Genomic DNA, 17532 nt, shown 5'->3' on the forward strand with positions numbered 1-17532 from the left:
CTTGCCAGCCCCATTTCCGCTCCGTAAACTCGCGCCAGATTCCAGACCGGCGCATCCTCCGCAGCCGGCGACCGACCGACAGGAGCCCTTTTCCCCATGTCCGATTCCTACTTCCCGCGCTGGCGGGTGCAATCGACCGGCGCGGCATCGCGCGTGGTCGGCCCCGACGAGCGCCTGCCGTGGCCGCAGATGGTCGCGATGGGCGTGCAGCACGTCGTCGCGATGTTCGGCTCGACCGTGCTCGCGCCGCTGCTGATGGGCTTCGACCCGAACCTGTGCATCTTCATGTCGGGCATCGGCACGCTGCTGTTCTTCGTGCTGGTCGGCGGCCGCGTGCCGAGCTACCTCGGCTCGAGCTTCGCGTTCATCGGCCTCGTGATCGCGGTGACGGGTTACGGCGGCAGCGGCCCGAACCCGAACATCCCGGTCGCGCTCGGCGGGATCGTCGCGTGCGGCGTCGTGTACGTCGCGCTCGGCGCGCTGGTGCAGGCGATCGGCACGCGCTGGATCGAGACGCTGATGCCGCCGGTCGTGACCGGCGCGGTGGTCGCGGTGATCGGGCTCAACCTCGCGCCGATCGCGGTCAAGGGCGTGTCCGCATCGACCTTCGAATCGGTGATGGCGCTCGTCACGGTGCTGTGCGTCGGCGGCGTCGCGGTGTTCTCGCGCGGCATGGTGCAGCGCCTGCTGATCCTCGTCGGGCTCGTGATCGCCTACGCGATCTATGCGGTCGCGACCAACGGGATGGGGCTCGGCAAGCCGATCGATTTCTCGATCGTCGGGCACGCGGCCTGGTTCGGGGTGCCGAGCTTCCGCGCGCCGGTGTTCGATCCGCACGCGATGCTGATGCTCGCGCCGATCGCGGTGATCCTGGTCGCGGAGAACCTCGGCCACATCAAGGCCGTCAGCGCGATGACGGGCACCAGCCTCGATCGCTACGTGGGCCGCGCGTTCATCGGCGACGGGCTCGCGACGATCGTGTCGGGCAGCGTCGGCGGCACGGGCGTGACGACCTACGCGGAGAACATCGGCGTGATGGCCGTCACGCGGATCTACTCGACGCTCGTGTTCGCGGTCGCCGCGCTGATCGCGATCGTGCTCGGCTTCTCGCCGAAGTTCGGCGCGGTGATCCAGACGATTCCGGGCCCCGTGCTCGGCGGCGTGTCGATCGTCGTGTTCGGGCTGATCGCGGTGACGGGCGCGCGGATCTGGGTCGTCAACAAGGTCGACTTCTCCGACAACCGCAACCTGATCGTCGCGGCCGTCACGCTCGTGCTCGGCGCCGGCGACTTCTCGCTGAAGATCGGCGGCTTCGGGCTCGGCGGGATCGGCACCGCGACGTTCGGCGCGATCATCCTGTACGCGATCCTGCGCAAGGAAAAGGAACCGGGCCCGGTGGTCTGACCGGGAGCGGGCGGCGCGATGCCGCCCGCCGGCGCGGCCTCACGCGCCGGTATTCGACTGCGCCTGCAGCCACGCGCAGAACTGCGCGACGAGCGGATCGTCGGCCGGCGCGCGCGGCGCGATCCACCAGTAGCTGCGCGTCGCGATGCGCGGCCCCGCCAGCGGCATCACGAGCCGGCCGCTCGCGAGCTCGTCGTCGATCAGCGGCAACGGGCCGAGCGCGACGCCGAGCCCGTCGACGGCCGCCTGCAGCGCCAGGTAGAAGTGGTCGAACGACTGCCGCTTGCGCCCCTTCATCGTCACGCCGGCCGCCGCGAACCAGTCGCGCCAGCCTTCCGGCCGCGTATCCGAATGCAGCAGCACGTGGCGCGCGAGATCGTCCGCGCGCGCGATCGGCGCGCGTTTGAGCAGCGCGGGGCTGCAGACCGGAATCACGCTTTCGTCGAGGAAGTGGCCGCTCGTGCAGTTCGACCAGTGGCCGGGGCCGCGGCGGATCGCGACGTCGAAACCGTCGAGCGCGTCGAGCGGCGCGTTCGACGTCGACAGCTTCAGCTCGACGTTCGGCACGTCGCGCTGGAACCGCGACAGGCGCGGCAATAGCCATTTCATCGCGAAGGTCGGCAGCGCGTTGATGCGCAGCACGCGCGTCGCGCCGGTGTTGCGCAGCTGCTCGGTCGCGTGCGCGATGCTGTCGAACGCCGCGCACACGGTGTCCAGGTAGCGGCGGCCTTCGTCGGTGAGCTTCACGCGCTTGCCGTAGCGGTGGAACACCGGCTTGCCGAGCCATGCCTCGAACCCGGCGATCTGGCGACTGATGGCACCGTGAGTCACATGCAGCTCGTCGCCGGCGGCGCTGAAGCTTTCATGTCGTGCCGCGGCTTCAAAGGCCCGAAGCGCGGAAAAGGGCGGGAGATCGCGTGCCATGCTTGTGATTCTAGATCACAAGGGCGCGCCGATAAAATCGTTTTGCAGGCCTGCCGAACGGCGGTAACCTCGGTTCACCGTTTGATGAGGAGCCCCATGCAATCCGCCTTTCCGCCCGCCGCCCCGCCGCCGGCCACGTCCTCCCGCCGCATCGGCCTCGCCGAGTTGTTCACCGGCTTCCTGTCGCTTGGCCTCATGTCGTTCGGCGGCGCGCTGCCGTTCGCGCGGCGCACCATCGTCGACGAGCGCAAGTGGCTTTCCGCCGACGAATTCACCGACCTGCTCGGGCTGTGCCAGTTCCTGCCGGGCGGCAACGTGATCAACCTGTCGGTGGCCGTCGGCATGCGCTTTCGCGGCGTGGCCGGCGCGTTCGCCGCCATTCTCGGGCTGATCGCGGGCCCGACGCTCGTCGTCGTCGCGCTCGGCGTGCTGTATGCGAAGACGCAGAACGATCCGCGCGTGCAGCACCTGTTCGCGGGGCTCGCCGCCGCGGCGGCCGGGCTGCTCGTTGCGATGGCCGTGAAGGTCGCGAAGCCGCTGCGGCACGCGCGCGCGGCGGCCGGCATCGCGGCGCTCGCGTTCGTCGCGATCGCGGTGCTGCGCATCCCGCTGCTGACCGCGATGCTCGTGCTGACGCCCGTCAGCATCTGGCTCGCGTCGCGCCGCCGCGACGCGGGCACGCCGCAGCCGGCGCCGGCCGCGGCGCGCGACACGCAGCCAGGAGGCCGGCCATGAACGACACGCTGATCGCGATCGCGACGATCTTCAGCCAGTTGTCGCTGCTCGCATTCGGCGGCGGCAACACGATCCTGCCGGAGATGCAGCGGCAGGTCGTCGACGTCCATCACTGGATGAGCGCGCACGAGTTCACCGCGCTGTTCGCGCTGGCCCAGGCGGCGCCCGGGCCGAACATGATGATCGTGTCGCTGGTCGGCTGGCACGTGGCCGGCTGGAGCGGGCTGCTGGTCGCGTCGCTCGCGAAGTTCGGGCCGTCGTCGATCGTCACCGTGCTCGCGCTGCATGCGTGGGAGCGCTTTCGCGACCGGCCGTGGCGCCGCTACGTGCAGCAGGGGATGATGCCCGTCACGGCCGGGCTCGTCGCGGCGAGCGCGGTGCTGATCTCCGAGGCGTCGAACCGCACGGCGATCCAGTGGGGCATCACCGCCGCGTGCGCGGTGCTCGCGTGGCGCACGCGCATCCATCCGCTGTGGCTGCTCGCGGGCGGCGCGCTGATCGGGCTCACGGGCATCGGGCAATGACCGGCGCACGGTAACGTCCCGTGCGCCATACTGGCGCGAATCTTCACGGGAGGCTCGATGGATCTCGACGGCGCCAGCCGCAATCTCACTGTCGCCGCGTTGCTGACGCTGTCAGGCGGCTACCTCGACGCATACACGTACGTGGGCCACGGCCACGTATTCGCGAACACGATGACGGGCAACGTCGCGCTGCTCGGCATCAACGTGTCGGCCGGCGAATGGGCGGCCGCGCTGCACCACGTGCCGCCGCTCGGCGGCTTCGTGGTCGCGGTGTTCGTCGCGCACCTGCTCGGCCTCGCCGCGCAGCGCGGCTGGATGCGGCATACCGCATTCGCGAGCCTGCTCGTCGAGATCGCCTTTCTCGGCGTCGCCGCGAGCGGGCTCGTCGGCGCGTCGAGCGCATGGCTGATTCCGGGCATTTCGTTCGTCGCGACGCTGCAGACGCTGTCGTTCACCCATCTCGAGGAACTGTCGTACACGTCGGTGATGACGACCGGCAACCTGCGCCGCGCCGCGCAGAAGCTGTTCGTCGGGCTGATCCCGCGCTACGACGCGGGCGCGCTGCACGACTCGGCGCTGCTCGCGACGATCAGCTTCTGCTTCCTGGCCGGCGCGGTGATCGGCGGCCTCGTCACGCGGCTCGTGCCGGAGCTCGCACTGTGGGGCGCCGTGCTGCTGCTCGCCGGTGCGTTCGCGGAGATCCTCCGGCGTGCCTGGCGCCGGCGCGAGACGCCCGGCGAGCCGTCGTCGGCGGCGTGACGGCGCCGCCCGCCGGCACTTCCGGCCGCCTGCCCGTTCCCCCGCGCCTGCGGGGCGATGCTTACAGAGCCGACATCCCGTCAGCCGCGTGGCCGGACGATGCCGTGCGGCATCCGACGCCCGCCCGGCGCGCCTCGCGCGCGCGGCGTTGTGCGCGGGCGACAGTTCCGCCGTTACCGCGCATTTCAATTTCTTTCAGCGATTGCAGTCGTCATATGATTCAGCCCACATCGCGCGCGCCAAGAACGCGAGCGATCGCCACCCGGCTGCGCACGCGGCCGGCCATGAACGGAGACACCTACAAACAGGAAAGCTCATGAAGCAGACCACACGACTCGCAGCCATCGCAGGGGGCGCCGCGCTCGCATTTGCCAGCCAGTACGCGGCCGCACAAAGCTCGGTCACGCTCTGGGGCGTCGCCGACGCCAGCATTCGCTACCTCACCAACGCCAACGCCAAGAACGACGGCCTGCTGTCGATGACCAACGGCGCGATCACGAACAGCCGCTTCGGCATCTACGGCACGGAAGATCTCGGCGGCGGCCTGAAGGCCGTGTTCAACCTCGAAAGCGGCGTGAACCTGCAGAACGGCGCATTCGCCGACAGCGGCCGCCTGTTCAACCGCGCGGCGTACGTCGGCCTGCAGAGCCCGTACGGCACGGTGACCCTCGGCCGCCAGAAGACGCCGCTGTTCGACCTGCTGTCGGACACCTACGATCCGCTGACGGTCGGCAACTACCTCGAAAACGCGTGGCTGCCGGTCGCACTCGGCGGCGGCCTGTATGCGGACAACCAGATCAAGTACACGGGCAAGTTCGAAGGCCTGACCGCGAAGGCGATGTACTCGACCGGCACCAACTACGAATCGACCGGCGCCGGCGGCTTCTCGGGCCAGATCCCGGGTTCGCTCGGCAAGGGCAATGCGTGGGGCGTGTCGCTGTCGTACGTGATGGGCCCGCTCAGCATCGCGGCCGGTGCGCAGCAGAACAGCGACAACTCGGCGCGCAAGCAGACGATCTACCACGCGAACGTCGTGTATGCGTTCAGCAAGGCGAAGATCTACGCGGGCTACCTGCGCTCGAAGGACGACACGGGCTTCGTCGACAGCCTGCTCGCCCAGCAGTCGATTCCGGTCGCGAAGGGCACCGGCCGGATCGACGACGGTCCGTTCGCGGGCGTGAGCTGGCAGGTCAGCGCACCGCTGACGCTGACGGGCGCGTTCTACTACGACCACATGCGCAATGCGATGACCACGAACGGCACGCTCGCGAGCGGCAACCGCTACGCAATCGTCGGCATCGCCGAGTACGCGCTCAGCAAGCGCACGGAAATCTACGGCACCGTCGACTTCAACAAGACGAACGGCGCGGCGAACGTCGAGCTGCCCGGCCGCAGCAACCAGACCGGCATCGCGATCGGCCTGCGCAATATCTTCTGACGAACGTCGGAACGCATGCGCCGGCAGTCGTCCGGCATGCATCGAAGGGGCGCCGCGAGGCGCCTCTTTTTTTTCGTCATGCGACCTTCATACGCGCGCACGACTATTCGGCGAATGCTCCATCACGAGACCCCCGCGCCGTAAGGGAACCGTCGGCAATCCAGAACATACTTTTACAGTGCGCGCGAAGCCTTTCCGCTACGCTGCGTGCATCGCCCGTTGCGTGCCGCCAGGTTCGCGCGTGCGTCGTTCCGGTCACGCTCGGCGAGCGCGGCCGGCCTGGTGCGTAACTTGTGTATCCGGTGATGACAATCGCGGTTCGCCGGTTTTTTTCGTGGGACGATGCGCTCACGATTTTCTTGAAAGGGGATGACGATGGGTATCCTGAACACCGTGGGTGAAATCGCCGGCGCAATCGCCGCCGTCGAAGGCGCGGAAAAGCTGGATCCGGATGCGGGCCTGCTGACCAAGGCGGCGGCCGCCGTCGCCGGTTTCAAGGGCGCGGAAGCGATCGAAGGCATGCTCGAGAAGAAGGAAGAGCAGCCGCAGCAGGCAGACGACACGCAGGCGACGGACGGCAGCGACACGTCGCAGGCATGAGCATGGCGGCTGGTCCGGCCGTGGGCGCGCCCTTCGCGCGCCCGGCCGGGCCGGTGCCGCGCAGCCGGCAGGTCGGGCATGCGGTCGATCGGTGACGCATGGCACACCCGGCAGTCGGTTTGACCGGCGAGAGGCAACGTCTCTCGCCGTTTTTTATTGGGCGTGCGCGTGGCGGCACCATGTGCCGCAAGAAATCCGGAATCTTGCTATCGTGCCTGCATCCGAACTGCGATGAGGCAATGCGATGGATTTCGACTACGACCTGTTCGTCATCGGGGCCGGCTCGGGCGGCGTGCGGCTTGCGCGCATGTCCGCGTCGTACGGTGCCCGCGTCGGCATAGCGGAAGAAGAGCAGATCGGCGGCACCTGCGTGCTGCGCGGCTGCATCCCGAAGAAGCTGCTCGTCTACGCATCGCACTACCCGCACGAAGTCGAGGACGCGAAGGGCTTCGGCTGGACCTTCGGCGCCGGCACGCTCGACTGGCCCGCGCTGATCGCCGCGAAGGATCGCGAGATCAACCGGCTCAGCGACATCTACATCAACCTGCTGCGGCAATCGGGCGTCGAGATGCACGCCGGACGCGCGACGCTCGTCGATGCGCACACGGTCGCGATCGGCGAACGCACGATCCGCGCGCGCCACATCGCGATCGCGACCGGCTCGCGCCCGTCGATGCCGGCGCGGCCCGGCATCGAACATGCGATCACGTCGCGCGAGGCGTTGTCGCTCGCCGCGCGGCCCGCACGCATCGCGGTGGTCGGCGGCGGTTATATCGCGGTCGAGTTCGCGGGCATCTTCAACGGCTTCGGCAGCCACGTCGACCTGTTCTATCGCGGCGAGAAGATCCTGCGCGGCTTCGACGACGACGTGCGCCAGTTTCTCACCGACGAGATGACGAAGCAGGGCGTCACGATCCATGCGCGTGCGGTGGTCGAGTCGATCGAACGCGCGGACGACGGCACGCTGAGCGTGCGCGTCGGCGATGCGCGGCACGGGCCGTACGATCAAGTGCTGTATGCGACCGGCCGTGTGCCGAACGTCGACGGGCTCGGGCTCGAACAGGCGGGCGTGATGCTCGACGCACGTGGCGCGATTGCCGTCGATGCGTATTCGGCGACGTCGGTGCCGTCGATCCATGCGATCGGCGACGTCACGTCGCGGCCGCAGCTCACGCCGGTGGCGACGCGCGACGGCGCGTTGCTTGCCCGCACGCTGTTCGGGGGGGCGCGTGTCGCGGCCGATCACGAATGGGTGCCGTCGGCGGTGTTCAGCCAGCCCGAGGTCGCGACGGTCGGTCTCACCGAGGCGACCGCGCGCGATCTTTACGACGGCGACGTCGACATCTACCGCACGTCGTTCAAGGCGCTGCGCCACACGCTGTCGGGCCGCGACGAGCGCACGCTGATGAAGCTCGTCGTCGCACGCGACAGCCAGCGCGTGGTCGGCGCGCACATGGTCGGCCGCGATGCGGGCGAGATCATCCAGGGGATTGCGATCGCGATTCGCGCGGGCGCGACGAAGGCGCAGTTCGACGACACGATCGGCATTCACCCGACCGCGGCCGAGGAGTTCGTGACGATGCGGCAGAAGGTGGCCGACTAGCGGGCGCGGATGCGCGCGCGTTCGTACGCGCGCGCGGCAGGATTGCCGGAATGCATCGTGACCGGCGAACCCGTCGGGTGCGGTAAAGGCAGCCGGATTTCGGTGATTATTCTCGGGATATCGGTAATGCGGATGGGCGGTACGGACAATATATCTTGATATTGCCGGATTCGAGATCGATCGCCGGAGACAACAAAGGAAAATTGGCACGCTGCGTCCACATGCCTGCAAAGCCCCTGTCGGCGAGGAATTGCGCCGATTCGACCGCGCGCGTCGGATAAGTAAGAAAATCGTCAACTATTATCAAGATTCCTCATCTTGATAAGCAGGCTTGATATGATCGCGAAAAATCATATACGGGGCCGATCATGCGCGATCAACAGCGCAGTAACCAGAATAACGGTGTAGCCGTCGCGCGCGAGCCTGTCGCGTACCGCGCCGCGCATCCGCATGTCGTCGCAACGCACGGGTTGCGCGCCCCTTTCACTCATCTACTGCCACCGCCGGTGCGGCGATGAACGCGCGTGCGTCCATCGCGCCGATGCACGCATCCCCGTTCGCACCGCAACCGTTTCGACCGCCGGGTCGTTTGCGAGCCGGCGTGCCCGTTCCGGGCCATCTTTCCACACAAGGAGACCAACAGTGAACATTCAGACACGACGCACCGTCCTCGTGGCGGCGGCGCTCGTTGCGGCGCTGTCCGGCTGCGCGACCGAATCGTCGCGCACGCTCGACGTGCCGGCCGTGAGCAGCGCGCAGAAACCGTACGCGGGCAAGCCCGTCGCGATCGCGGTCGGCAAGTTCGACAACCGCTCGAGCTACATGCGCGGCATCTTCTCGGACGGCATCGACCTCCTCGGCGGGCAGGCGAAGACGATCCTCGTCACGCGCCTGCAGCAGAGCCGCCGCTTCAACGTGCTCGATCGCGAGAATCTCGACGAGATCAAGCAGGAAGCCGGCTTCATGAAGAAGGCGCAGGCGGTGAAGGGCGCGAACTACGTGGTGACGGGCGACGTGACCGAGTTCGGCCGCAAGGACGTCGGCGATCACCAGCTGTTCGGCATCCTCGGCCGCGGCAAGACGCAGGTCGCGTATGCGAAGGTCAACCTGAACATCGTCGACACGACGACGTCGGAAGTCGTCGCATCGAGCCAGGGCGCGGGCGAGTTCAGCCTGTCGAACCGCGAGGTGATCGGCTTCGGCGGCACCGCCGGCTATGACTCGACGCTCAACGGCAAGGTGCTGGATCTCGCGATCCAGGAGGCCGTGAACCATCTCGTCGACCAGGTCGACGCCGGCACGCTGAAGGTGCCGCAGTAAGCGCCGTGCGCGACACGCGCTCGACGAATCACTCACTCATCGAAAGAGACAAGACCATGAAACGGGGAATCTGGCTGCCGGCGACGGCGGCCGCCATGCTGCTCGCGGGCTGCGCGGCGCCGACCACGCCGCCGCTCTATCAGTGGAACGGCTATCAGCCGCAGGTGTACGAATACTTCAAGGGGCAAAGCTCGCCGCAACAGCAGATCGACGCGCTCGAGAAGGCGCTGCAGGAGATCCGCGCGAAGGGTAACAAGCCGCCGCCCGGCTTCCATGCGCATCTCGGGATGCTCTACGCGAGCGTCGGCAACGGGCAACAGGCCACGCAGTCGTTCGAGGCCGAGAAGGCGCTCTTTCCGGAATCCGCGCCGTACATGGATTTCCTGATGAAGAAGAAGGCCGTGAATCCGCAGGCCGCGAACCCGAAGGCCGCCGACCAGACGATCGCCGGCCGGAAGCAAGCCGATCCGACTCCCGCCCAACAGTAACGTGCGTGCCATGATCAAGACACTTTCATTCAAGCTGCTGTCCGTGCTGTCGCTCGTCGCGCTGCTGAGCGCATGCGCGCAACCCGTCAAGCGTCCCGACTACACGGCCTTCAAGAAGAGCCAGCCGCGCTCGATCCTCGTGCTGCCGCCGGTCAACGAGACCACCGATGTCGGCGCGACCTACGGGGTGCTGTCGCAGATGACGCAGCCGCTCGCCGAGTCGGGCTACTACGTGGTGCCGGTCGCGGTGATGGACGAGACCTTCAAGCAGAACGGCCTCGCGAACGCGGCCGAGATCCAGAACACGTCGCCGGCGAAGCTGCGCGAGATCTTCGGTGCGGATGCCGCGCTCTATTCGAAGATCACGCAATACGGCTCCGTCTACCAGGTGGTGGACAGCACGACGGTGGTCGCGGCATCGGCGAAGCTCGTCGACCTGAAGAGCGGCGACGTGCTGTGGCAGGGCGAGGGCCGTGCGACCGGCAAGGAAGTCGGCAACTCCATGAGCGTCAATGCGTTCGGTGTCGTCGGGATGCTGGTGCAGGCGGCCGTCAAGCAGGTCGCGCATTCGCTGACCGACGAAGCGCACGATGTGGCCGGGCTGACCAGCAGCAGGTTGTTGTCGGCGGGGCCGCCGAACGGGTTGCTGTACGGGCCGCACTCGCCGAAGTACGGGACTGACTGACCCGCGCGGATGCAGCGGCTTCGGCCGGTCGGGCAGGCCAGGTTGCCTGCCTGCCGCGCCGGCGCCGCGACATCCGGCACCAGGCGGCCGCGTTCGCGCGGCCGTTTTGCATGGCGGGCGGCGGCGCTCGTCGCCCGCGCCGCCGCTCAATGCACGCCGAACGCGTCGAGCAGCCGGTACCAGCTCATCGCGAGCACGAGCGCCGGCGTGCGCAATGCCTCGCCGCCCGGGAAGTCGCGATGGCGGATCTTGTCGAACAGGTCGAAGCGGCTCGCCTGCCCGTCGATCGCCTCGGCGATCAGCTTGCCCGCGAGCGCGGTCGTGTTCACGCCGTGCCCCGAGAAGCCCTGCGCGAAATACATCGTCGGCGCGATGCGGCCGAAGTGCGGCGCGCGGTTCATCGTGATGTCGACGAAGCCGCCCCACGCGTAGTCGACCTTCACGTCCGCGAGCTGCGGGAACGTCTTCAGCATGTCCGCGCGCATCGCCGCGGCGAGATCGCGCGGCTCCCGCGTCGAATAGCTGACCTTGCCGCCCCACACGAGCCGCGTGTCGGGCGCCGGCCGGAAATAGTCGAGCACGAAGCGGCTGTCGCAGATCGCCGCGCGCGCGGGCATCAGCGCGGCGGCGCGCGCTTCGCCGAGCGGCTCGGTCGCGATCACGTAGGTGCCGACCGGCATGATCTTCTTCGACAGCGCGGGCGCGAGCGTGCCGACGAAGGTGTTGCACGCGAGCACGACGAAGCGTGCGCGCACGTTGCCGCCGCTCGTCTCGACGACATGGCCGCCCGCGACGTCGCGCACGCGCGTCACGCAGCTGTCCTCGTGGATGCGCACGCCCGCACCGGTGGCCGCGCGCGCGAGGCCGAGCGTGTAGTTCAGCGGATGGAGGTGGCCGCTGTCCGGGTCGTACAGGCCGCCGCAATAGCGGTCGGACTGCACGTAGTCGCCGAGTTCGTCGGCTTCGACGAAGTGGAAGCGGTCGTAGCCGAAGCGCTTCGCGGCCTCGTCGCGCCAGCGCTTGAGCGAATCGGCATCGCGTTCGGTGTTCGCGGCGGTCAGGTAGCCGGGCACCAGCGCGCAGTCGATGTCGTGTTGCGCGATGCGCGACTTCACGAGCGACAGCGTTTCGAGCCCCATGTCCCAGATGCGCTTCACGTCGCCTTCCGGCATGAACTGCGCAAACGTATCGATATCGCACGCGAACCCGCCGATCAGCTGGCCGCCGTTGCGGCCGCTCGCCGCCCATCCGACCCGCGACGCTTCGAGCACGGTCACCGAATGGCCGCGCTCGGCGAGGTTGAGCGCGGCGGACAGGCCCGTGAGGCCCGCGCCGATCACGCACACGTCGGCATCGATCGTGCCGGCGAGCGGCGCGTGGCGGGTCGTATCGTTGGCGGTCGCCGCGTAGTAGGACGCGACGTGCGGCTGGTTGGCGAATGTCTGCATGGTCAGGAGGACGGATAAATGGGCTTAGAACAGCTCGCGTACGCGGTGGTACAGCATCCCGAGCTCGAGCGCGGGTTGCCGCCACGCGTCGCCGCCGGGGAAGCGCCGGTGGCGCATGCGTGCGAACAGGTCGAACGCGCGCGTGTCGCCCGCGATCGCGCCGGCAACCGCGCGCCCGGCGATGCCGGTGAGCGCGACGCCGTGCCCGCTGAAGCCCTGGACGTAGAAGAAGTTCGGATCGAGTGCGCCGAAATCCGGCGCGCGGTTGCGCGTGACGTCGACGAAGCCGCCCCACGCGTGGTCGACGCGCACGTCGCCGAGCTGCGGGAACACGCCGACCATGCGCCGCCGGATCGTTTCGGCGAGCGTGGCGGGTGACGCGCCGGCCGAATTCGCGCGGCCGCCGAACAGCATGCGGTGGTCGGCCGACAGCCGGAAATAGTCGAGGAAGAAGTTGTTGTCGCACACGGCCTCGCGCTGCGCGATCAGTGCATCGGCGCGTGCCTGGCCGAGCGGCTCGGTCGCGATGATGTACGACGCGACCGGCGCGATGCGGGCAGCCGTCGCGGCCGGCAGCACGCCGCCCGGGCCCGCGTTGCAGCACGACACGACGAAGCGGCAGCGCACGTCGCCCGACGGCGTGCGCACGACGGGCCGTGCGCCGCGCACGACGTCGAGCGCGGGCGTGTGCGCGTACAGCGCGACGCCTTCGCGCCGCGCGGCATCGGCGAGGCCGAGGCAGTACTTGAGCGGATGCAGGTGGCCCGACAGCGGATCGTAGACACCCGCGAGATAACGCGTCGACGCGATGCGCGTGCGGATCGCGCCGGTGTCGAGCCACGACAGCGACGGATGGCCCCAGCGCGCGGTCGCGGCGTCCATCCACGCGCGCAGGTCGTCGATGCGGCGCGGCTTCGTCGCGACCGTCAGGTAGCCGCGCGTGAAGTCGCAGTCGATCCCGTAACGCGCGATCCGCTCGGCGATCAGCGCGACGCCGTCGAGCGACAGCGACCACGCGGCGCGTGCGCCGTCGGCGCCGAGCTGCCGCTCGATTTCCTCGTCCTTCGCGAAGCCGGTGATCGCCTGCCCGCCGTTGCGGCCCGACGCGCCCCAGCCGGGCCGGTGCGCATCGATGACCGCGACCGACAGCCCGCGCGCGCGGCAGTCGAGCGCCGTCGACAGGCCGGCGAAGCCGGCGCCGATCACGCAGACGTCGACGTCGATCGTGTCCTCGAGCACCGGGTCGTCGGCGGCCGGCCGCACGGCCGTCGCCTCGTAGTACGAGTCGCGCGCGAGCGCATCGGCGCGGCGGGTGAAAGACTGCGTCATCAGACCGACTCCCTCGTTGCGGCCGGCACGCGATGCGCGATGCATCGTGCTTCGGCCGGTAAAAACGGCGCGGGACGCCGTGCGCGCGGCACGGCGTCCCGCGTGTGCTGCGTCAGAACGAATAGATGAACTGCGTCGCGAGCAGGTCGTTGGACTTGCCGTACGACCCGTCGTTGCGCAGGAACACCTTGTTGTTCGCCCAGTCGTGCCGGTATTCGACCTTCACGGTGATCTGCTGGGTCGGGTAGAACAGCAGGTCGAGCGCGACGTCCTGCCGTACCGCCCCCTTGCATTCGAAGCCCAGGCCGCCGCCGGCCTTCGACTGCGCGAGGCAGTCCGCGTCGACGCCGAAGCCGTTGCTCGGATCCATCCCGTTGCCGTTCAGCGCGATGCCGCCGCCGCCGCCGCCGTTCTTCGAGTTGGCGAGCAGGTCGTAGCGCAGCGTCACGCCCATGCGGCCGACCACCGGCGCGTTGAACTTGCGGTGCGCGAGCAGCGACAGGCCGTACCACTGCGCGAGCCCGCCGTTGAACGCCGCATGCTGCTGACGGCCGTAGTCGACTTCCGCGTTGTACTGAATGTCGGCGAGCGTGTAGGTCGCGTCGAGTTCACCGAAGAAGAACGAACCGTACGCGCTCGGTGCCGCCCCGCCCGGGCCGTAGTTGGCGTTGCCGTTCGCATCGAGCGCGCTTGCGAGCGTCTGCCGCCCGATGTTGAACGACCCGCCGATGTCGAGCGCGCTCGACCACGTGTAGTCCGCGCGCGCGGTGAAGGTCGGCACCTTGTTGCTGGTCGTGATCGGGTCGCCGAGCGCGTTGGTGCCCTTCTGCGTGACCGAACCGTACGTGCGGTACTGCTCGTTGCCGAGGAAGAACTTCCACGCCCAGTTGCCCTTCGTGTAGTTCGCGCCGATACCGACGTAGCTGCCCGGATCCGAGAAATCGTACAGCAGGTTGTGCGTGAGCGTGAGCATCTGGTTCGACTGCTGCACCTCGTAGCCGCCGAAGCTCGGGATCAAACCGGCGACGAGCGTCGTCTCGGCGGTGATCGGCACGTTGATGACCGCCGTGTTCAGCAGGTTGTCGGTGATCGAGCCGCGCGAGTTCTGCAGCAGCGTGATGCCGTTGCCGCGGTTCGGCATCAGCGTGATTTCCGCCGACGGTGCCATCGGGCCGACGCCGAAGGTCTTCTTGATGTCGAGGTAGAGATCGCCGAACGTGCTGTTGAAGTAGTTGTACGCGTTCTCGTGGTTCGCGAACAGGAACGACGACGTACCGGCCGCGCGGTTGTAGATGTAGGTCGGGTCGATGTAGCCCGTGACCGACAGGCCGGCCAGCGGGCCCGTGTTGGCCGCGTCCGTCAGCGAATCGACCTTCAGCTGCTGGTTCGCGATCTGCTGCTTCATTTCGCCGACTTCGTCGTTGGTCAGCGTCGCCTGCGCCTTGCCGTAGTCCGGCGAGCCCGGATCGACGGCCACGGCGACCGGCGCGGCCTTCGTGCCGGCCTGGGCGGTCGCGGTGCCGCCCTTCGCCGAAAGCTGCGCCTGCATCGCCTTCATCTGCTTCTGCAGCGCCGCGACCTGCGCCTGCAGCGCCTTGATCTCGGCGGATGTCGAGTCGGCCAGCGCGATGCCCGGCAACGCGCCGGCCACCAGCAGGCAGATCAGTTTCTTCTTCATTGCGGATTCTCCTTGTCGTGCGCCTGTCAAATCGGGATCGAATCGCGCGCCCCCCCTGGGGCAGCGCGCCTTGCTTGTCTGCACTGCTTGTTATCTTCGAAGCCGGAGGTGCGTCGTCACGCCACCGCGAACGCCGCCTTCATGTCGGCCACGCGGCGCCGTTCGCGCGCGATCATCATCCGGTTCACGACGATCACGCCGATCGTCACGGCCGTGATGAACAGCGTCGCCAGCGCGTTCATCTCCGGGTTCAGCCCCAGCCGCACGCGCGAGAACACCACCAGCGGCAGCGTCGTCGACCCCGGCCCCGACAGGAACGCCGACAGCACCAGGTCGTCGATCGACAGCGTGAACGACAGCAGCCACCCCGACAGCAGCGCCTGCGAGATCAGCGGCAGCGTCACCACGAAGAACACCTTCAGCGGCGTCGCGCCCAGATCGAGCGCCGCCTCCTCCAACGACTTGTTCATCTCCTTCACGCGCGACTGCACGATGATCGCCACGTACGACACGCACAGCATCACGTGCCCGATCCAGATCGTCACCATCCCGCGCCCCTTCGGCCAGCCGAACATCTGCTCCAGCGCAACGAACAGCAACAACAGCGAGATGCCCTGGATCACTTCCGGAATCACCAGCGGCGCGTTGATCATCCCCGTGTACAGCGTGAAGCCCTTGAAACGGCCGAAGCGCGCGAGCACGAAACCCGCCCACGTGCCGATCACCACCGACGCGGTGGCCGTCAAGAGGCCGATCTTCAGCGACAGCCACGCGGCGGTCAGCAGCTCGTCGTCGTCCAGCAGCGCGCTGTACCACTTCAGCGAGAAGCCCGACCACACCGTCACCAGCTTCGACTCGTTGAACGAGTACACCACCAGGCTGATGATCGGGATGTACAGGAACAGGAAGCCGAAGGCGAGGACGCCCGTCGACAGCGGTTTGCTCGGCTTGATCATTTCGCGTCCTCCAGTTCCTTGACCTGGTAGTACTGGAACAGCGCCATCGGCACCAGCAGCAGCATCACCATCGCGACCGTCACCGCGGACGCCATCGGCCAGTCCATGTTGTTGAAGAATTCATCCCACATCACGCGCCCGATCATCAGCGTGTCGGCGCCGCCCAACAGTTCCGGAATCACGTACTCGCCCACCGCCGGGATGAACACCAGCAGGCTGCCGGCGATGATCCCGTTCTTCGACAGCGGCAGCGTGATGCGCGTGAACGCGACCCACGGCTTCGCGCCCAGGTCGTACGCGGCCTCGAGCAGCGTGAGGTCCATCTTCACGAGGTGCGCGTACAGCGGCATCACCATGAACGGCAGGTACGAATAGACCATCCCGATGTAGACGCCCGCGTCGCTGTGATAGAGGCGCAGCGGCGTGTGGATGATGCCCAGCGCGATCAGCGTGTGGTTCAGGAGGCCGTCGTCCTTCAGGATGCCGATCCATGCGTACACGCGAATCAGGAACGACGTCCAGAACGGCAGCATCACGGCCATCATCAGCACGTTGCGGCGGTTCGGTTCCGAGCGCGCGATGTAGTACGCCATCGGATAGCCGATCAGCAGGCACAGCACGGTCGACACGGCGGCCATCTTCAGCGAGCTGAGGTAGGTCGCGATGTACAGGTCGTCCTGCAGCAGGAACGCGTAGTGCGACAGCTGCAGCGCGAAGTGCACGACACCGTCCTTGATCTCGACGAGCGACGTGTACGGCGGGATGCCCATCACCTGGTCGGCGAAGCTGATCTTCAGCACCAGCACGAACGGCAGCGCGAAGAAGACTGCGAGCCACACGAACGGCACGCCGATCGCGACGCTGCGGCCCGACGGCAGGAAGCGCGACAGCATGGAGAAACGGCCCGGGCGCGATCTGCCGGCGCCGGTGCTCGCGGCGCCGGCAGACACCGGCGCGGACGGAGTGGAAGCGGAGGTTCTCATCGTGGCGTCCTCACTGCGTCAGCACGACGCCGCTGGCCGGCGACCACGACACGAACACGTCGTCGTTCCACGCCGGCGCGTTGTCGTTCATCAGGTGCGAGCTCGACAGGTTCGACACCACCGTCTTGCCGCTCGGCAGGCGCACGTGGTACAGCGAGTAGCTGCCCATGTACGCGATGTCGGTCACGACGCCGCGCGCCCAGTTGTGTTTCGAGCCCGGCTTCTCGCGCGACACGTGCACGCGCTCCGGGCGCACCGAGATGCCGACCGGCATCCCGAGCGGGCCGGTCACGCCGTGGCTCACGTACATGCGCGCTTCGAGATCGTCGCTCTCGACGAAGATGTGGTCGGGTTCGTCCTCGACCACGCGTCCTTCGAACAGGTTGGTCGAGCCGATGAATTCGGCCGAGAAACGGCTGTTCGGGTATTCGTAGACTTCGCCGGGCGAGCCGATCTGCACGATCTTGCCTTCGCTCATCACCGCGAGGCGGCTCGCCATCGTCATCGCTTCTTCCTGGTCGTGCGTGACCATCACGCAGGTCACGTCGACCTTCTCGATGATGTTCACCAGTTCGAGCTGGGTCTTCTGGCGGATCTTCTTGTCGAGCGCGGACATCGGCTCGTCGAGCAGCAGCAGCTTCGGGCGCTTGACCAGCGA

At 67.8% G+C, this 17532-nt stretch carries 17 protein-coding genes; 10 read left to right on the plus strand and 7 right to left on the minus strand.

Translation table 11 applies throughout. The features are described from left to right. Positions 1 to 96 precede the first annotated feature (96 nt). Positions 97 to 1404, plus strand: coding sequence for a solute carrier family 23 protein (locus ABY44_RS23165; RefSeq protein ID WP_059523034.1), 1308 nt, complete (start codon positions 97 to 99; stop codon positions 1402 to 1404). 39 nt (positions 1405 to 1443) lie between these two features. On the opposite strand, the gene ABY44_RS23170 is transcribed toward ABY44_RS23165, so the two are convergent. Continuing rightward, entirely contained in the window at positions 1444 to 2328 is an 885-nt protein-coding gene (locus ABY44_RS23170; protein WP_060174230.1) for a transcriptional regulator GcvA, read from the minus strand. 96 nt (positions 2329 to 2424) lie between these two features. Here ABY44_RS23170 and ABY44_RS23175 point away from each other — a divergent pair, with 96 nt between their 5' ends. The 9 genes from ABY44_RS23175 to ABY44_RS23215 all read left to right on the plus strand — a co-directional run bounded on the left by ABY44_RS23175 (position 2425) and on the right by ABY44_RS23215 (position 10480). Then, on the plus strand, positions 2425 to 3063 hold the full coding sequence (locus ABY44_RS23175; protein WP_060174229.1) for a chromate transporter: 639 nt from the start codon (positions 2425 to 2427) through the stop codon (positions 3061 to 3063). Beyond that, positions 3060 to 3587: a chromate transporter gene (locus ABY44_RS23180; protein WP_043184629.1), complete on the plus strand. Its 528-nt coding sequence runs from the start codon at positions 3060 to 3062 to the stop codon at positions 3585 to 3587. Before ABY44_RS23175 ends, ABY44_RS23180 begins: the two co-directional genes overlap by 4 nt. Positions 3588 to 3644: 57 nt before the next feature. Beyond that, positions 3645 to 4346 carry a YoaK family protein gene (locus tag ABY44_RS23185; protein ID WP_027788930.1) on the plus strand — a complete coding sequence of 234 codons (702 nt, stop codon included), beginning with the start codon at positions 3645 to 3647 and terminating at the stop codon, positions 4344 to 4346. Between the two features lie 316 nt (positions 4347 to 4662). Next, positions 4663 to 5784 (plus strand): porin, encoded by a 1122-nt coding sequence (locus ABY44_RS23190; protein ID WP_027788931.1) that lies wholly within the window; start codon positions 4663 to 4665, stop codon positions 5782 to 5784. 375 nt (positions 5785 to 6159) lie between these two features. Next, a complete protein-coding gene (locus tag ABY44_RS23195) occupies positions 6160 to 6384 on the plus strand; it encodes a hypothetical protein (RefSeq protein WP_027788932.1) in 225 nt (74 codons plus the stop codon). Positions 6385 to 6628: 244 nt separating this feature from the next. Further along, positions 6629 to 7987: a glutathione-disulfide reductase gene (gene gor / locus ABY44_RS23200; RefSeq protein ID WP_060174228.1), complete on the plus strand. Its 1359-nt coding sequence runs from the start codon at positions 6629 to 6631 to the stop codon at positions 7985 to 7987. Between the two features lie 648 nt (positions 7988 to 8635). After that, positions 8636 to 9307: a CsgG/HfaB family protein gene (locus ABY44_RS23205; RefSeq protein WP_431642348.1), complete on the plus strand. Its 672-nt coding sequence runs from the start codon at positions 8636 to 8638 to the stop codon at positions 9305 to 9307. Between the two features lie 56 nt (positions 9308 to 9363). After that, positions 9364 to 9795 (plus strand): DUF4810 domain-containing protein, encoded by a 432-nt coding sequence (locus ABY44_RS23210; RefSeq protein WP_027788934.1) that lies wholly within the window; start codon positions 9364 to 9366, stop codon positions 9793 to 9795. A 10-nt stretch (positions 9796 to 9805) separates the two neighbouring features. Continuing rightward, the gene (locus ABY44_RS23215; RefSeq protein WP_027788935.1) at positions 9806 to 10480 is read left to right on the plus strand and encodes a DUF799 domain-containing protein; all 675 of its coding nucleotides are present in this window, start codon (positions 9806 to 9808) and stop codon (positions 10478 to 10480) included. A 146-nt stretch (positions 10481 to 10626) separates the two neighbouring features. Here the strand turns inward: ABY44_RS23215 and ABY44_RS23220 are convergent, their stop codons facing one another. The 6 genes from ABY44_RS23220 to ABY44_RS23245 form a co-directional block, all read right to left on the minus strand. Further along, positions 10627 to 11928 (minus strand): NAD(P)/FAD-dependent oxidoreductase, encoded by a 1302-nt coding sequence (locus tag ABY44_RS23220; RefSeq protein ID WP_027788936.1) that lies wholly within the window; start codon positions 11926 to 11928, stop codon positions 10627 to 10629. Between the two features lie 24 nt (positions 11929 to 11952). After that, positions 11953 to 13257 (minus strand): NAD(P)/FAD-dependent oxidoreductase, encoded by a 1305-nt coding sequence (locus ABY44_RS23225; protein ID WP_060174260.1) that lies wholly within the window; start codon positions 13255 to 13257, stop codon positions 11953 to 11955. A 112-nt stretch (positions 13258 to 13369) separates the two neighbouring features. Next, entirely contained in the window at positions 13370 to 14935 is a 1566-nt protein-coding gene (locus ABY44_RS23230) for a DUF3138 family protein (RefSeq protein WP_027788938.1), read from the minus strand. A 116-nt stretch (positions 14936 to 15051) separates the two neighbouring features. Continuing rightward, positions 15052 to 15891, minus strand: a complete 840-nt coding sequence (locus tag ABY44_RS23235; protein ID WP_027788939.1) for an ABC transporter permease subunit — start codon at positions 15889 to 15891, stop codon at positions 15052 to 15054. Further along, on the minus strand, positions 15888 to 16874 hold the full coding sequence (locus ABY44_RS23240) for an ABC transporter permease subunit (RefSeq protein WP_060173882.1): 987 nt from the start codon (positions 16872 to 16874) through the stop codon (positions 15888 to 15890). Before ABY44_RS23240 ends, ABY44_RS23235 begins: the two co-directional genes overlap by 4 nt. Before the next feature lie 10 nt (positions 16875 to 16884). Beyond that, on the minus strand, positions 16885 to 17532 hold a 648-nt coding region (locus ABY44_RS23245), incomplete at its 5' end, for a TOBE domain-containing protein (protein ID WP_155635811.1).

Origin of the sequence: Burkholderia sp. ZZQ-2, assembly GCF_050768715.1 — a bacterium.
In the GTDB taxonomy this organism is placed as follows: Bacteria; Pseudomonadota; Gammaproteobacteria; order Burkholderiales; family Burkholderiaceae; genus Burkholderia; species Burkholderia cepacia.

Coding starts and splice junctions, on each gene's coding strand:
- ABY44_RS23165 (WP_059523034.1), top strand. CDS start 97: ATGTCCGATTCCTACTTCCCGCGCTGGCGGGTGCAATCGACCGGCGCG.
- ABY44_RS23170 (WP_060174230.1), bottom strand. CDS start 2,328: ATGGCACGCGATCTCCCGCCCTTTTCCGCGCTTCGGGCCTTTGAAGCC.
- ABY44_RS23175 (WP_060174229.1), top strand. CDS start 2,425: ATGCAATCCGCCTTTCCGCCCGCCGCCCCGCCGCCGGCCACGTCCTCC.
- ABY44_RS23180 (WP_043184629.1), top strand. CDS start 3,060: ATGAACGACACGCTGATCGCGATCGCGACGATCTTCAGCCAGTTGTCG.
- ABY44_RS23185 (WP_027788930.1), top strand. CDS start 3,645: ATGGATCTCGACGGCGCCAGCCGCAATCTCACTGTCGCCGCGTTGCTG.
- ABY44_RS23190 (WP_027788931.1), top strand. CDS start 4,663: ATGAAGCAGACCACACGACTCGCAGCCATCGCAGGGGGCGCCGCGCTC.
- ABY44_RS23195 (WP_027788932.1), top strand. CDS start 6,160: ATGGGTATCCTGAACACCGTGGGTGAAATCGCCGGCGCAATCGCCGCC.
- gor (WP_060174228.1), top strand. CDS start 6,629: ATGGATTTCGACTACGACCTGTTCGTCATCGGGGCCGGCTCGGGCGGC.
- ABY44_RS23210 (WP_027788934.1), top strand. CDS start 9,364: ATGAAACGGGGAATCTGGCTGCCGGCGACGGCGGCCGCCATGCTGCTC.
- ABY44_RS23215 (WP_027788935.1), top strand. CDS start 9,806: ATGATCAAGACACTTTCATTCAAGCTGCTGTCCGTGCTGTCGCTCGTC.
- ABY44_RS23220 (WP_027788936.1), bottom strand. CDS start 11,928: ATGCAGACATTCGCCAACCAGCCGCACGTCGCGTCCTACTACGCGGCG.
- ABY44_RS23225 (WP_060174260.1), bottom strand. CDS start 13,257: ATGACGCAGTCTTTCACCCGCCGCGCCGATGCGCTCGCGCGCGACTCG.
- ABY44_RS23230 (WP_027788938.1), bottom strand. CDS start 14,935: ATGAAGAAGAAACTGATCTGCCTGCTGGTGGCCGGCGCGTTGCCGGGC.
- ABY44_RS23235 (WP_027788939.1), bottom strand. CDS start 15,891: ATGATCAAGCCGAGCAAACCGCTGTCGACGGGCGTCCTCGCCTTCGGC.
- ABY44_RS23240 (WP_060173882.1), bottom strand. CDS start 16,874: ATGAGAACCTCCGCTTCCACTCCGTCCGCGCCGGTGTCTGCCGGCGCC.